We start from the raw sequence: 14,854 nt of genomic DNA on the forward strand, positions 1-14,854 counted from the left end.
CAATTATTATGAAATGGGGAATGGAAATGGAAACAAAAGCGACAGTAGAGATTGCAAGAGTAAGATCAGGTAAAGAGCCACAACCAGGACAGAAAAATCGTTCAAGTGGCAACTTTAGTACTGAGAATCTTCCTGCAGGAACAAAATATTTGAAATGGGAGGTTATAGGAGGCGGAGATCCGGACTTTATTAGCTTTAATGTAATGGAAGATAAGTCCGCTGCAACGGACCCTACTCATTTCTCTGGTGTATTAAGTGGCAATCGGACAAGTGTTATATCAAAAAGATCTCTTTATATTGCCAACCCTAAGAATGCTACCTCTGAATTTACTGTAATCGTATCTGCCATGGTTCAATAAGTAAAATCAAAAAAGAGACTACGAAATATTTTTTTAGTCTCTTTTTTATCTGTTACTTCGTAGTTCTTTCTATTTAACTTGTTTAGAAAGAATAAGATTTTTTGATACTTGTGGGAATAAAGTTTCTTATGTAGACGGACACGGGAACCTATTACATAAAGAATACTCCTGTGCTTTTCTCAATATAAGTGTATCTTATGATTGATTAAGAAAATTCAAATTTATGTTACGCCTGTATGAGGAAAGTTTTTTGATTTAATAGGGAAAAATACTATAGGGAGGAATAAAACATGTCTTGGAAAAAGAAATTAGGTGTGGGAGTGGTTTCAGCCGCTCTTGGTTTATCTTTAATCGGTGGGGGGACATATGCTTATTTTAGTGATCAGGTTGTGACAAATAACGCATTAGCCGCGGGGACATTAGATCTTGCTATGCAGCCTACCACTTCTCTCAATTTAAATAATTTAAAACCTGGGGATAAAATTTTAAAAAAATTTAATGTAAAAAATAGTGGTACGTTAGATATTAAAGATGTTCTAATGAAGGTAGATTATACCGTGAACGATTTGAAACTAGATAATCAGGAAGATGATTTTGGTAAACATATTAAAGTACAATTTCTTTGGGATTGGGATCCAGCAAAAAGTCCTATATACGAAACAACTCTTGCAGAATTAAAATCACAAAATCCGGAAGTCGCGTCTCATAAAGTATTCCTTTCAAAATGGGCAGAGACGGGTGGATTAAAGGCAGGTAAGATGGATTGGTTCTGGATAAAGTTTATATTTGAAGATAATAAAATGGACCAGAATATGTTCCAGGGAGATAGTCTTGCGATAAAAATGGAATTCCAAGCGAATCAAACAGAAGGACAAGAAAGATAATATTGCAAGACCCACATCTGGAAAATCTAACACTTCTAAGATTTAACATTTTAGAAGTGTTACTTTCATATTTCAAATTGGGGCAAGACTTGTGAAAAAAGAGTAAACTGTAATCTTACTAATTTTTTATCTGTTAAAAAAATTTTGCAGCAGAACCCAGCACGTTATCTTGGTTCTCATTTTCTTTTACCTTAGGCTTTGTCTCATATAGATTGTTTAATACACGATTATACTCGTTCCTTGTAATTTCTTTATTATATAATTGAATTAATAAATCTTTATGTTCTTTTGAAAAGGCCATTTTATCAAAAAACTTAGGATACATAGTACCATTCTCTCCGCTTCATGTTGGGTTTTATATGATAAATCAGAAGTAGAAAAACCCATATCTATATAGAATAGGGATGGGTTTTTCAGTTACTGTTTTAGACGTCGTTGTATAGTATAAATATTGGCTGAGTCTTAAATTATAACATAAAAGTTATACTCCTAGTTATTTTTCTAAAGGTATCAGGTAACTACAAATGTGCGAAAGTCCCGTCCGTGGGCTTTAGAATCGAATCGTGGAGATTGCATGTTTATATACAAGCTGTTGCTTCCCCTCATATTCTATTAAAATAGAAAAAATATCATATCCTCTTATTATTCCTTTTATATGTAGTCCTTTTAACAGAATTAACATGATATTCTTCCTCTTTTGAAACGCTTCTTGTAATAAGTATTCCTGTGAAAATAGCATGTTCTTACTTCTATCCTTTTGAAATGATTGTAATTTCGTTTTCAATGAGTTCTCCCCCTATTCTCCTCATACAGTCGCTCTGTATGGTTCTAGTTCAGCTAACTGTTATTTTGCGCCGTTTGGAATTAGCGTTAGCCTTCCCCCTACTAGTTTTACATTCTTTGAAGTATTTCTCCTGTGGTAGGACAAGCGCCATGAGCTGTATATTTTTGTAGAATAATCGCATCTTTTTCTACAAAGATCTCTAGCGCATCCACTGTATCCACCTATGAATTTTTTCTTGTTTCTTTTGGTATTACAATTCGTCCTAAATTATCTACTTTTCGTTATTTTAAAACTATATACTAGGGGTCCCGTCAGGAAAATGCGGATTTACAACGCTAAGCCTATTTTCCTGACGATTCCCCCATTTTTACAACGTTAAGAAAGTTTTAATGGTCTTAAAGAATCTAACGAGACCACTTTCTCCGAATTAAAATGATATTCTCCTAGTAGATTAATATGTTCCCAACCTAGAGGCGACATATGGTGTAATAATTCTTCATTAAAACTACCAGACTGTTTTTGATATTCAACTGCTTTAGTTAGATGTAAGGTATTCCAAATACTAATAGCATTGATGATTATGTTTAAAGCACTGGCTCTTTGCAATTGATGTTGTATAGTCCGTTCCCTAAGCTCACCTTGTTTTCCGAAGAAAATAGCTCTTGCTAATCCGTTCATGGCTTCTCCTTTATTTAATCCCCTTTGTATTTTTCTTCTTAATGATTCATCCGATATATAATTCAAAATAAAAATTGTTTTTTCTATTCGACCCATCTCACGTAAGGCTATAGCCAAGCTGTTTTGTCTTGAATAAGATCCTAGTTTCCCCATAATAAGGGATGCTGAAACTGTTCCTTCTCTTATTGAGTGAGCTAATCGCAAAACATCCTCATAATTTTCTTTAATGACCTTTGTATTTATTTGTCCACGTAAAATGGCTTCTAATTTTGGATACTCACTTGCTTTATCTATTGTAAATAATTTTGAGTCTGCTAAATCTCTTATTCTTGGGGCAAATTTAAATCCTAATAAATGAGTCAGTCCGAATATTTGATCTGTGTAACCAGCTGTGTCTGTATAATGCTCTTCTATGTTTAAATCCGTTTCATGGTGCAACAAACCATCTAAAACATGAATCGCATCCCTTGAATTAGTATGAATAATCTTTGTGTAGTAGGAAGAGAATTGATCACTAGTAAAACGGTAGATGGTGGCTCCTTTTCCAGTTCCATAATGTGGGTTTGCATCTGCATGTAGTGATGAAACACCTAACTGCATTCTCATACCGTCTGATGAGGATGTTGTACCGTCTCCCCAATAGGAAGACAATTGTAATTTGTGATGAAAATTTACTAATACGGCTTGGGCTTTATTCATTGCATCTTCATACATGCGCCATTGAGATACATTGGCTAATTGCTTATATGTAAGTCCGGGTGTTGCTTCAGCCATCTTGCTTACACCTATATTCATTCCCATTCCTAAAAGGGCAGCCATAATAATAATCGTTTCTTCTTTATCCGGTTTTCGATTATTGGAAGCATGAGTAAATTGCTCATGAAATCCTGTTATATAAGCAATATCCATCAGTAAATCGGTTAATTTTATTCTTGGTAGCATCTGATAAAGGCTTGCACTAAACTTTTTTGCTTCTTCTGGTACATCTTTTTCTAAGCGTGCAAGTGACAGCTTTCCTTTATCAAGAGAAACTCCATCTAACTTGTTGGAATTGGCAGTTAACCACTTTAATCTTTCATTAAGGCTGCTGGTTCTCTCCGTTATATAATCTTCGAATGATAAACTAACTGATAATCTCGTATTCTCTTTCGTTTGATTCCATGTAAATTCGGAAAACAAATATTCCTCAAAATCTCTATATTGTCTGCTGCCAACAATGGAAACATCTCCTGCCCGAACATGCTCCCGAAGTTCTGTTAAAACAGCCATTTCATAGTAATGACGATTGATTGTTGTACCATCATTCTCGTATAAATGCTTTTTCCAACGTTTTGAAATAAAATCCACAGGTGAGTCATCAGGTACTTTTCGTTTTCCGGATTCGTTCATTCCTCGGATAATCTCTACAGCTTGTAAAAGTGGCTCATTTGCCTTTGTAGAATGAAATTCCAACACCCTTAATAGCGTTGGCGTATATTTTCTTAGTGAATAAAATCGTTTTTGCAGTAAGTCTAAATAATCATAGTCAGCAGGACGTGCAAGCTCCTGGGCTTCTTCGACCGAAGAGACAAAAGAATTCCATTCAATAACGGATTCTAAAACCTCAAAAACGTCTAATTTTTCCTGTTTTGCTTTGATCAAAGCTTGTCCGATGTTCGTAAAGTGTATAACTTTCTCATTCAGCTTTTTACCGTTCAGTTTCTGAATTTCCTCTTGAGCCTTACGACCTTTTGATAAGAGACTAAGTATTTGTCTGTCATGAATTTCAAAAGCTTTATCCGTCAAATCTTGATTAAGATGTAATAAATAGACGGTTAGTATTGAATATCGTTTATTTTCCTGAAAATCACGGAATGCATAAGGTTCATATCTTGAACCCAAGCGAGACAGCTGTAACAGGCGATTGCGGTGCAAATGATTAATTTGCACCGTTTCTAATTCCATTCCTCGTATGTATTCGAGTCGTTCTATTACTTTTAAAAAGGTTTCGGGTGAAGGATGTCCCGGTGGTTCTTTTAACCAACCCAATATCGTTTTATTGGAAATAATATCTTCAAGTTTTTCTTTTTGTTCATTTGTTAGGGATTGACTAACCGTGTTAAATAGCTTCTTTTCAGCCATTGCCCTTGCTTCCCACACTATTCTTTCAAGTGTAGTGATAGCAGGCAGTATGATTTTGTTTTTTCTTAGAAAATCTATGCATTCATGTAGTAGATGAATGGCATCACCATTTTCCAAAGCCAATTGATGTAGGTGCTTAAATGTCATTCTATATTCTTTCAGAGTAAAAGTTACTAGTTTATATTCAATTCGAATTTCTTTCAAATGATCCCAAAGTGTATTGTCTCTTTGAGGATAAAGCTTTAGCGAGGATGGACTAGCACCGATTTGTTTTGATATATAATGTATGACTGAATCCGGGATGTTTTTGATATGAGTGTATGGCCAACCGGGATATCGAAGAACAGCTAATTGAACGGCGAACCCTAAACGGTTTTCTTCTCTCCTTCGCTTATTGATAATTTCTAAATCCCGTTTGGAAAAAGTGTAGTAGGTTCCTAGCACCCACTCGTCTTCAGGAATTTGCATAAGGACCTGTCGCTGTTCCGATGTAAGCAATTCTCTACCTCTCGCAACTTTCATACAGTATCATCTCATTTCTGTAATTGTTCAGTTAATTAGTTCAATTATAAATCAATAGAGTGTACTCTATTGATACAATTATAGTAGACTGATAAAATCATAGTTAAGAGTGTCTCATAAGACTTATCTCAAAAATGAGGTGATATTTTGCGGAAAATTGGTTATATACGTGTCAGTTCGACTAACCAAAATCCTTCAAGGCAATTTCAGCAATTAAACGAAATCGGGATGGATATTATTTTTGAAGAAAAAGTTTCTGGTGCAACAAAGAATCGCGAGCAACTTCAAAAAATGTTGCAGGATTTACAGGAAGGCGACATTATTTATGTTACAGACTTAACTCGGATCACTCGGAGTACGCAGGATTTATTTGAATTGATTGATTTAATACGAAGGAAAAAGGCAAGCTTAAAATCACTCAAGGATACATGGCTAAATTTATCAGAGGATAATCCATACAGCCAATTCTTAATTACAGTAATGGCTGGTGTGAACCAATTAGAGCGCGACCTTATCCGTATGCGTCAACGTGAAGGGATTGAGTTAGCAAAGAAAGAAGGAAAGTTTAAGGGGCGTTTAAAGAAGTATCATAAAAATCACGCAGGGATGAATTATGCAGTAAAACTATATAAAGAAGGCGGCATGACTGTAAATCAAATTTGTGAAATTACTAATGTATCTAGGGCTTCATTATATAGAAATCTATCGGAAAGAAACAAATAGTTTGTCCTGATTCTATCAAAAGGTGTATTTTTTCACCAACATTTTTAGGCATGAAATGTCGGTAATTATTATCTATTTTGTTTTAAAGTAAATATTGAAAGGGAGTAAACTTATGGATTGGCTAGAAAGAATGAACAATGCGTTAAACTACATTGAAAATAGCCTGGATGAAGAAATAGACTACAAAGAGATTGCAAAAGCAGCTAACTGTTCTGAGTTTCATTTTTCAAGAATGTTCTCTTCAATCTCAGGTGTATCGCTATCAGAATATATTAGACGAAGACGGTTAACACTTGCAGCATTTGAAATTCAAAAAAGTGATATTCGGATCATCGATGTGGCAATTAAATATGGTTATATTTCTTCTGATACTTTCTCACGTGCTTTTCAAAAAATGCATGGGGTAACCCCTTCCAATGCTCGTAATAGAGGGGTACAGTTAAAAGCCTTTCCCAAAATTTCCTTTCAAATTTCTATTAAAGGAGATACCGAGATGGACTACAGAATTGAAAACCTTGATTTTGAATTAAGAATTGTCGGAAAAAGCAAGCCAGTAAAAACAAGCAGAGCATTTAAAACAATCCCTACGCTTTGGAACACTGCGAAAAAAGATGGATTTATGCAAGAACTAGTAGATATGTCATGGGAAAACCCAAAATGCACGCTTGAAAGCCTTCTGGGGGTTTGCGGAAAAGAAGCAGCCATCACAGATGAAAAGTTTTCCTATTTCATGGGCGTAAGATACGATGGTGACCCCCCCTCAAATATGGAGACGCTTATTCTTCCCGCAAGTACATGGGCAGTTTTTCCGAACATAGTAGATGCATGGAAACGATTATATTCCGAGTGGGTCCCTACCTCCGAGTACGAACTTGCAAATTTACCATGTATAGAATGTTATTACGGGCCGAATCATAAACCAAGACATGAACTCTGGGTTCCTGTCATCCCTAAGTAATTTACATATTCAATAATAGAACTCTGTTTATAGTGAACAAAAAAGCCTTATTTCTCGATTAAGTTGGCGAGAAATAAGGCTTTTTATATTGAAATTTCCTTATTGTTGTAATCACCATTTACCTGAAGCGCTTCCTTTAGGAGATTATCGCAAAAATATTCCAAACCGTGTGGGGATGGTTTGATGCTAATGAGTATAATATGAGGTGTTTTATGGATAATTAATTAATAAATGGAAAGAATACCTTTGAGTAACCTAGAAATAAATTTTATTTTATTTGCTCATTAATTATTAAATCCTAATCAGATAGTAGGTTTAACAATGCAATCACATAAAGCAAATTTTTCACAAGTATTTGTTTTGTTTATGATGAGTATTGGCTTAATGAATCACGTAATGGTAATTCCTATGTTATTAGCGATCTCAAAGAGGGATTCGTGGATTTCTGTCCTCTTATCTGGAGGATTCATTCTCGGTTGGTTACTTTTTATTCAATTTATTATGAAAAAATTAGACCATACACATCTGTATTCATGGTTAAATAACCATTTTGGCAAAATTATTGCAAGGGGATTATGTTTTTTAATATATATATTTATCCTCTTATTTATTGGAGTTACCTTAAAGGATATGATTGTATGGACCGTTACATCCTATTTCCCACAAAGTCCTGCGCCTATATTAGCAATGCTATTTTTAGTTATCTGCTTTTTTGCTGCAACTTCTACCTTTACAACCTTATCTATTCTCTCAGGTTTTTTATTAGTATTTGTTGTTGCATTAGGCTTTTTCGTTATGAGTCTTAATTTTCCTCATAAGGATTATTCTCAATTATTCCCTATCCTTGAGAATGGATTGACACCCGTTATCAAAGGAACCGTCTATAGTTTAGGTTCTCTGCTAGAAGTGACTTTAATATTTTTTATTCAACATAAATTAAAAATGAATATCAAGTCACGGAGTTTTATTATGCTCGGCTTAGTATTGATAGGCTTAACGCTTGGACCTTTATTGGGTTCTATTGCTATTTTTGGACCTGAAGAGGCTTCTAATCAGAGGTATCCTGCTTACGAAGAATGGAGATTATTGAAGATAGGAAAGTATATCGAACATGTAGATTTCTTTTCAATTTACCAATGGTTATCAGGTGGATTTATTAGGATTAGTTTTGGTTTATATATTATTGGACAATTATTTTCATTTAAAAACGAGAAAAAAAGGAATGTATTAATAGGAATCAGTTCACTAATTACATTTGTGGCTGTTCTTCTTCCTATAAGTGATATCGAATTTGTTCGTTTTTTACAAAATGTTTATTTTCATTTAACTTTTTTATTTTTACTTTCCTTTTCAATAGTATTAGGACTTTTAGTTTTTCTAAAAAGAGGAAAGGAGAGATAATCCTTGCGAAGATGGAATCAGAATACAAAAAAAGAGGGTAATGGAAAATTTTCTATCTATAAACCAAATCCAATATTAAATGAGGAAAAAATACGTTCAACATATCAAAATAGTGAGGATGTCAAAGTTGTTCTCCATAAAATTGGGAGTGAAGAAAAAGCTGTTGAGACCTTTTTCATTTATTGCGAAAGTTTAGTGGACAAAAAACAAATAAATCAGATTGTTATTCCTCAATTAGAAAAAATAGCTCAAAAACATCAATATCTTTTCTTAAAGGAAGAAATCCATAAGTATCAACAAGAGCTAGAGTGGACACCTTTAAAAGTGGGAGAAGGGTTAGAGTCTATCTCTTTGGAAATATTTAACGGAAATTTAGTTCTGTATTTTCCTAAGTCGCTTACCTTTTTTTCTGTCAATGCTTCAAATAAACCAAACCGTTCTACTGAACAGTCTAATTACGAAATATCCGTACGTGGGCCAAGAGACAATTTTATTGAAGATATTTCAACAAACGTGGCACTTATTCGTAAAAGATTAAGACATCCCACCTTGTCTTATCAAACGTTGACGTTAGGTAAACGGACCCAAACTCAAATAGGGATATTATATTTAAAAGATGTAGTTAATTTAGAGATTTTAGATAACATTCGAGAATGTCTAACTTTAATTGATATCGATGGCGTAATTAGTTCAACTCAAATTCAAGAGATGGTATCGAAACAATCTTTATCTATTTTTCCTCTTTGTGGTGATACAGCTAGACCAGATTTTGCAGTGGAATGCTTATTGCAAGGTAGAGTAGTGATTATAATTGATGGCTCCCCAATTGTTATTATCGCTCCTGTTACTATAACTTTTTTAATAAAAGCTGCAGAAGATTCCCACTTTAATTTTCTAACTGTATCATTTGCACGCTTTTATCGGTGGATAGGATTTCTTTTAGCTGTCTTCCTACCCGGATTTTGGATGGCATTACTTGCTTATCACCAAGATCAAATTCCTTTCCCTCTTCTTGCGACTGTGACTGTTGCAAGATCAGGTCTACCATTTCCAGCACCACTTGAGCTTATAATTGTTTTGTTCCTTTTTGAGATGTTCCGTGAAGCCGGTCAAAGATTACCCTCCCCCCTTGGTCAAACCCTTTCAGTGGTAGGCGGACTAATCATTGGGGATGCTGCAATCCGTTCGGGTTTTATCTCCCCTTCTGTCATTGTTATTACTGCTTTATCTGCTATTGCGGGATATACCTTAGTAAACCAAATATTAGCAGGAGCAGTATCCATACTCAGAGGGTTTGTACTATTATGTTCAATTTTGATGGGGTTATATGGATTTATGCTTGCCGGATTCGTAATCGTTCTTTATATCTCAAGATTACGTTCCTTTGGAATCCCTTACTTAGCTTTAGTTTTCCCAAAATCTAGTTCAGATTTTTTCAAGGGATTGTTTCGTTTACCGTGGAGAAGTTATAGACATAGAGTTGATTATCTCCGAACCAATGATAGTTCTAAAACGGACGAAGGAGAAGGAAAACAGTGAAGCTGCACAAAATAAAACTAATAATTATGATGCTTATCACTAGTGCAATGTTATCTGGATGTTGGAATATTAAAGAAGTTCAAGATATTTATTATGTTGCAGCTCTTGGTATAGATTTTAAAGAAGGAAAATATATAGCTTATGCTCAGTTACTTGACTTTTCTAACGTTGCTAAGTTAGAGGGGGCTAGACCTGATAAACAACCACCAGTGTGGATAGGAAGAGGTGAAGGTTTTACCATTACGGAAGCATTAAATCAATTATATAAGGATGCTCAACAAAGACTTTTTTGGGGACATGTATCTACAATAATATTAAGCGAAAGACTGCTCAGACAAGATATTAAAGACTCTATTGATTTTATTAATCGGTACCGAGAAATACGCTATAATATTCTCTTATACGCTACAAAGGAACCCATTGATGATATACTTAAAACAAAAGCCTTTTTTACATTATCGGGGTTGTCTACCATTCTCCATGAACCAAAGGAAAGGTATAAACAACGGTCTTACATACAACCTAAACAATTTTATCAATTTATTAGAGATAGTGATCCGATGGGGCAAACTGCTTATATCCCATCACTTAAAATTTCAACAGAAAATTGGAAAGAAGAATCCAAAAAAGCACCATTATTAAGAAATGATGGAGCGTTCTTTGTAAGGAATAATCGCTTAGAAGGATGGCTTTCTGAGACTGATTTAAACGGTCTAAGATGGATGGATGAAAAAAACGTTCGATCTCCTGTGTGGATTATTGAGAATGATAGCGCTGTTGTTTCCGTAGTGATAGAGAAACCTAAGATTACAATTTCCCCTATTATGAGTAGTAAGCCCATACTTTTTAATATTCGAGTTGAAGTTCAAGCTGGAATAAATGAGAAGATCAAGGAAATTAGTGATAACGAGTTGATTACAAAAACTGAAGATATTATCAAATTAGAAATTCTAAAATCCTTTGAAAAAGGAATAGAAATAAATGCAGATATCTACAAATTAGGTGAATCATTATACCGTCAGAATCCAAGAAAATGGAAAGAAGAAGTAAAAACAGACTCGTTTTACTTAAATGAACACAGTACAAAGAATTTAAAAGTTAAAGTTAATTTAGTTAACTCCGGAAAGTTGAAGTACCAAGATGGATCCTAATATTAATTCAAACGGTATTTATAGTTTTTTAAAAAGGCCTAAGCTCTTGCAACACCGAGAAATTAGGCTTTTTTATATTGAATTCCTTAACGTTGTAAATCCGCATTTTCCTGACGCTACCCCTACTATAGAAATAAGGAGATTTTTCATATCTTCTTACGTCCACTGTTGCAAACATTCTAATCCCTTCATACTCTCAATCACTTTTTCGTCACTCACTATATAATAAATCTCATTTCCTTTTCGGTCATAGGAAACCATCTTAAACTGTTTTAACTTTATTAATTGCTGTGACATTGTAGATTGTGGAACACGTAGTAGCTTCTGTAACTGGGATACATTTAATGGACCTTTTAAAATTAATTCTCGAACTATCATCAAACGCATGGGATGTCCAAGCATCCGCAATATATCTGCAGGTCTCTCGTAATCATTAATATTCATATAGAAAGCTTTTGGCATAATCACTTCTCCTTGTTAGTGTACCTTTTCTACATCCTAACATCATTTATTTGTTTGGCAAATGTTTAGATACACAAGGGATCCCTTCAAGTGCTTATGTTTTTATAACCATATCATTCCCAAAGAATTTCCCTATGTTCTCTTGGTATCTCTCATTGCTTCCGATGTTATTATAATATATAACCCATTTAGTTCTCTTTGCTGTATATTTCCTGGTACTTCTAATTTACGTCCAAGCGTTTTCCTTCAAGTAATTTTTACTACTTTAATCTGCTGCGTAGAGACCGGGATTTGAAGCTTTTCATCTTTCTAGCCTAGTGACAGGGTAGTTTTAAGCTATTAAAGGTTCCTTTTTGTATCTAAAATCCAAAAATAAAAAGATAAGATCAGGGAACATAATCTTATCTTTAGCACAAGGAGTAAACAAAAGGATAACTATCATATTTATATCATAACCTACTTTTTGTTAATTTTGAATATTATACCCGTAATTAGGCAGTATATCTGTATTGAGAAATTCATTACAAATTTAGTTAAAATCCAATTGAATTTTACCCAAAGGTTTACTTTCATTTAATTAAATACGATGAAGTATCCACGAAAGTAGATGATTTTTTCTTTGTTATATAAAACTTATAGAAGGGGACATCACTTCTGAAAACCCCCACGTTAAAATCCTGACATGAAAATAAGTGATTTGAACAACGATAAGGTCGTTTAATGCGACACAATGTCATTTGTGTTGCATTAAAGTGAGGAAAACTATTCAAATTAAGTTGCTAACGCAACATAACTTACTTAAAACAACCTATTTTTATATAGTTCATAGAAAACCTAAACTTAGCCTGATAAGCATGTATGACAAGTCAAATTAGTTTTACTGACTGCTCTATTATAGAAACTTTTTAACAGGAGTATATAAGATGAAAGTAACATTTACGATACTTAAAAATCTTTTATTTATAACTGGTACTTTTTTAAGATTAGGGTGGTATAAACTGGTATTTACACATACTTTGTGAAGTGGTCCTTTGTTGCAGTGTTTGTGGGAGCATTTAGGTTTCGCTAGCTGCATTTTTTATTTCTTACTTCAAATCATGATTTTTAAAATCAGATTATACATCCTTCTCTTGAAGTATATTTGAATTATTATTTTTTGATTGTAAGTCTGTTGGGTTATCTGATAGTATATTTTGATTTGAAAATTGGGGTTAAATTAATCCTTTTAAGACTCATACTGTTAACGGCTTAGCATCCGCTTCTAATTCATACTCTAATTGACCATTGGGTTCTAGTGTTGCTGTTTTTACATCTCTAACCTTTGAAATTCCTTAGTTACGTAACGTCATTTCTAATTGACCTACTGTTAAACGCATTTTCTTCAAGTTAGAAACATTTAAAATACCATTTTTAATCACTGTTTTACGCTTACCAGTAATAAACTCCTGGAATGCATTAGATTTTAATTGTAGATATTCTATAATAACCACTGAAATGACAAATATAAATGAACTTACAATTGCCTTTAATACACTTTTTTCTACTATAGGTCGTACAATAACTGTACCAATAGAAATCATTACTACAGCTTGTGCTAATGTCATCTGCGAAGTAAACTCTCTACATGCTATTCGTAATAAAAGAATACCACTCAAGATTAAAATAAATGATTCTCAAATAAAATTCATATAATCTCCCTCTAACAACGAATCTTCATTTTACATTTCCTTTTTGTACTTGAAATACTACTTTACTTAATATTTTGCAAGATGTGCTTTTAGTAACGGGTATTGCCTTTGTAATGGATGTTGATAGGTCTGCGCCTATTACTATCTCAGTTGTTTCTGTCATGGAAAGTTAATCTGTTCGAGCGACACTGTTTGTTTATAATTATATAATTCAACAGCTTCTACTACCCTTTGGGATATTTTTTCCCATTATTGTCTTCCCACTAATAACATTGTGCAGTTAATGTCTAATACGTAAAGGCAGAAATCACTTTATTTTACTCTCTTGGGTAAAGCTGAACCTGAATGTTCAATAGTCGGATGAACATGAACAGTAATTTCGGCATCACTAAAATAATTTTTTCCTTGATCCCAATTCTTACTGATTTTTTTCCATTCTTTATAATTATGCCGCTTATACACTTCTCCTAGTTCTAATACATCTACCTTATATTTTTTTTGAACAAGCTTAATTGATTTTTGGATGCGCTTCTCCATTTCCCTCGAAATATCCTTCTCTAAACGCTTTTCATTCAGACCCCTTTTATGATCATTAAAGTGCAACTCAGCCAATGTACCCTCCAAGGATAAATGAATATCAAATTTCGGTTTTAAGGTATTTTCAGTAAATATCTTTATTTTTCGGTGCAACTTATGAATTTCATATGTAATAAGCTGATTTTTTTTACGTATGGTAAAGAAACCTCCTATTTTTCTGCCTATTATATAATTAATTCCCATTGTTTGTTCCCCGCTTAACGTTCCAATATACTTGTTATCTTTTCCACGAAACAGTGCAGCCCCTCCCATTTGTATCCCCTGTTCTGTTAACTTTAAGATAGGTAATACAAAACTTCGTTTTGAAATAATCTTTTCCTGCACATCACCAATTCTTGCAGCCCCAACCATTTGAGCGTTTTTCGGAGGATGTTCAGCTAACATATCAATATACTGTGCCGGTAAATTTTCAGGTTTTGCACTTTGATTCAATACAGCTTCTGCATTTTCCTCAGTAACGAATAGACGGATATTTCGTCTCATTTCATGATCTCGAATATATACATCTAACGTATTCTGTAAAATATATGGATTCGAGAGTAACTCTTCAGAAAAAATAATTACTTGTATATGCGGGAAGAACAATGTACGACTGATTTTTTTAGCGATAATTTGTATTTGTTCAAAAACGCTATCTGCCTTTGCACTCACATTAATAAAATTACCACTATCTCCATCACCCTGTCCACCTTGTTGTGCCACATGAGGGAGTACCACTTGATAGGTCCCTTTCATAATTGGATTTGATTGCTTTTCCTTCACAATATCATAAGCAGCTCCTACTACAAATCCCCTTTCTTCTATTTCTACTAACTCGGAGCAACCGCTGATAGATCCAACTAAAAGCGTAACTATAATAATTTTAAAAAGGTATTTCACTCCAACGATTCCTCCATTTTATATAAAATAAAAAACTGGAAAGGTACTAGCTCAACAAACTTCATATCAACCCAACCTTTTAAAAATAAAGTTTGCATTGCACTATCT

At 33.8% G+C, this 14,854-nt stretch carries 13 protein-coding genes and 2 pseudogenes; 7 read left to right on the forward strand and 8 right to left on the reverse strand.

Annotated elements, in window-relative coordinates; genetic code table 11:
- The first annotated feature begins 26 nt into the window (after positions 1-26).
- Positions 27-359 carry a hypothetical protein gene (locus QCI47_RS20120; protein ID WP_000448097.1) on the forward strand — a complete coding sequence of 111 codons (333 nt, stop codon included), beginning with the start codon at positions 27-29 and terminating at the stop codon, positions 357-359.
- Positions 360-649: 290 nt separating this feature from the next.
- Positions 650-1,243: a TasA family protein gene (locus QCI47_RS20125; protein ID WP_000118547.1), complete on the forward strand. Its 594-nt coding sequence runs from the start codon at positions 650-652 to the stop codon at positions 1,241-1,243.
- A gap of 133 nt (positions 1,244-1,376) precedes the next feature.
- Here the strand turns inward: QCI47_RS20125 and QCI47_RS20130 are convergent, their stop codons facing one another.
- The 4 genes and pseudogenes from QCI47_RS20130 to QCI47_RS20145 form a co-directional block, all read right to left on the reverse strand.
- Positions 1,377-1,568, reverse strand: a complete 192-nt coding sequence (locus QCI47_RS20130) for a hypothetical protein (RefSeq protein ID WP_000283264.1) — start codon at positions 1,566-1,568, stop codon at positions 1,377-1,379.
- Positions 1,569-1,793: 225 nt separating this feature from the next.
- Positions 1,794-2,027, reverse strand: a complete 234-nt coding sequence (gene hfq, locus QCI47_RS20135) for an RNA chaperone Hfq (RefSeq protein ID WP_000850601.1) — start codon at positions 2,025-2,027, stop codon at positions 1,794-1,796.
- A gap of 60 nt (positions 2,028-2,087) precedes the next feature.
- Positions 2,088-2,284, reverse strand: a pseudogene (locus tag QCI47_RS20140) (AbrB family transcriptional regulator).
- A 118-nt stretch (positions 2,285-2,402) separates the two neighbouring features.
- The gene (locus tag QCI47_RS20145) at positions 2,403-5,348 is read right to left on the reverse strand and encodes a Tn3 family transposase (RefSeq protein WP_353811934.1); all 2,946 of its coding nucleotides are present in this window, start codon (positions 5,346-5,348) and stop codon (positions 2,403-2,405) included.
- 147 nt (positions 5,349-5,495) lie between these two features.
- Between QCI47_RS20145 and QCI47_RS20150 the strand changes: the two genes are divergently transcribed.
- The 5 genes from QCI47_RS20150 to QCI47_RS20170 all read left to right on the forward strand — a co-directional run bounded on the left by QCI47_RS20150 (position 5,496) and on the right by QCI47_RS20170 (position 11,120).
- Positions 5,496-6,071, forward strand: coding sequence for a recombinase family protein (locus QCI47_RS20150; RefSeq protein ID WP_001226074.1), 576 nt, complete (start codon positions 5,496-5,498; stop codon positions 6,069-6,071).
- Positions 6,072-6,183: 112 nt separating this feature from the next.
- A complete protein-coding gene (locus QCI47_RS20155; RefSeq protein WP_000383879.1) occupies positions 6,184-7,029 on the forward strand; it encodes an AraC family transcriptional regulator in 846 nt (281 codons plus the stop codon).
- A gap of 321 nt (positions 7,030-7,350) precedes the next feature.
- Positions 7,351-8,430, forward strand: a complete 1,080-nt coding sequence (locus QCI47_RS20160) for a GerAB/ArcD/ProY family transporter (protein ID WP_001190587.1) — start codon at positions 7,351-7,353, stop codon at positions 8,428-8,430.
- 3 nt (positions 8,431-8,433) lie between these two features.
- On the forward strand, positions 8,434-9,969 hold the full coding sequence (locus QCI47_RS20165; RefSeq protein WP_001255449.1) for a spore germination protein: 1,536 nt from the start codon (positions 8,434-8,436) through the stop codon (positions 9,967-9,969).
- Positions 9,966-11,120 (forward strand): Ger(x)C family spore germination protein, encoded by a 1,155-nt coding sequence (locus QCI47_RS20170; RefSeq protein ID WP_353811935.1) that lies wholly within the window; start codon positions 9,966-9,968, stop codon positions 11,118-11,120. Before QCI47_RS20165 ends, QCI47_RS20170 begins: the two co-directional genes overlap by 4 nt.
- A gap of 156 nt (positions 11,121-11,276) precedes the next feature.
- Here the strand turns inward: QCI47_RS20170 and QCI47_RS20175 are convergent, their stop codons facing one another.
- From QCI47_RS20175 to QCI47_RS20190, 4 genes and pseudogenes are all read right to left on the reverse strand, one after another.
- Positions 11,277-11,582 (reverse strand): ArsR/SmtB family transcription factor, encoded by a 306-nt coding sequence (locus QCI47_RS20175; RefSeq protein WP_001123520.1) that lies wholly within the window; start codon positions 11,580-11,582, stop codon positions 11,277-11,279.
- Positions 11,583-12,814: 1,232 nt separating this feature from the next.
- A pseudogene (locus tag QCI47_RS20180) lies at positions 12,815-13,186 on the reverse strand (DUF421 domain-containing protein).
- A gap of 109 nt (positions 13,187-13,295) precedes the next feature.
- The gene (locus QCI47_RS20185) at positions 13,296-13,433 is read right to left on the reverse strand and encodes a hypothetical protein (RefSeq protein ID WP_012614910.1); all 138 of its coding nucleotides are present in this window, start codon (positions 13,431-13,433) and stop codon (positions 13,296-13,298) included.
- 149 nt (positions 13,434-13,582) lie between these two features.
- Positions 13,583-14,746 carry a Ger(x)C family spore germination protein gene (locus QCI47_RS20190; protein WP_000876124.1) on the reverse strand — a complete coding sequence of 388 codons (1,164 nt, stop codon included), beginning with the start codon at positions 14,744-14,746 and terminating at the stop codon, positions 13,583-13,585.
- Positions 14,747-14,854 lie beyond the last annotated feature (108 nt).

It is taken from the genome of Bacillus cereus group sp. RP29 (assembly GCF_040459765.1).
Taxonomy (GTDB): Bacteria; Bacillota; Bacilli; order Bacillales; family Bacillaceae_G; genus Bacillus_A; species Bacillus_A paranthracis.

Bases quoted from the DNA above. Each gene is read 5' to 3' on its own strand.
- QCI47_RS20130 (WP_000283264.1), bottom strand. From the start codon at position 1,568: ATGTATCCTAAGTTTTTTGATAAAATGGCCTTTTCAAAAGAACATAAA.
- QCI47_RS20175 (WP_001123520.1), bottom strand. From the start codon at position 11,582: ATGCCAAAAGCTTTCTATATGAATATTAATGATTACGAGAGACCTGCA.
- QCI47_RS20145 (WP_353811934.1), bottom strand. From the start codon at position 5,348: ATGAAAGTTGCGAGAGGTAGAGAATTGCTTACATCGGAACAGCGACAG.
- QCI47_RS20185 (WP_012614910.1), bottom strand. From the start codon at position 13,433: ATGACAGAAACAACTGAGATAGTAATAGGCGCAGACCTATCAACATCC.
- QCI47_RS20125 (WP_000118547.1), top strand. From the start codon at position 650: ATGTCTTGGAAAAAGAAATTAGGTGTGGGAGTGGTTTCAGCCGCTCTT.
- QCI47_RS20160 (WP_001190587.1), top strand. From the start codon at position 7,351: ATGCAATCACATAAAGCAAATTTTTCACAAGTATTTGTTTTGTTTATG.
- QCI47_RS20155 (WP_000383879.1), top strand. From the start codon at position 6,184: ATGGATTGGCTAGAAAGAATGAACAATGCGTTAAACTACATTGAAAAT.
- QCI47_RS20120 (WP_000448097.1), top strand. From the start codon at position 27: ATGGAAACAAAAGCGACAGTAGAGATTGCAAGAGTAAGATCAGGTAAA.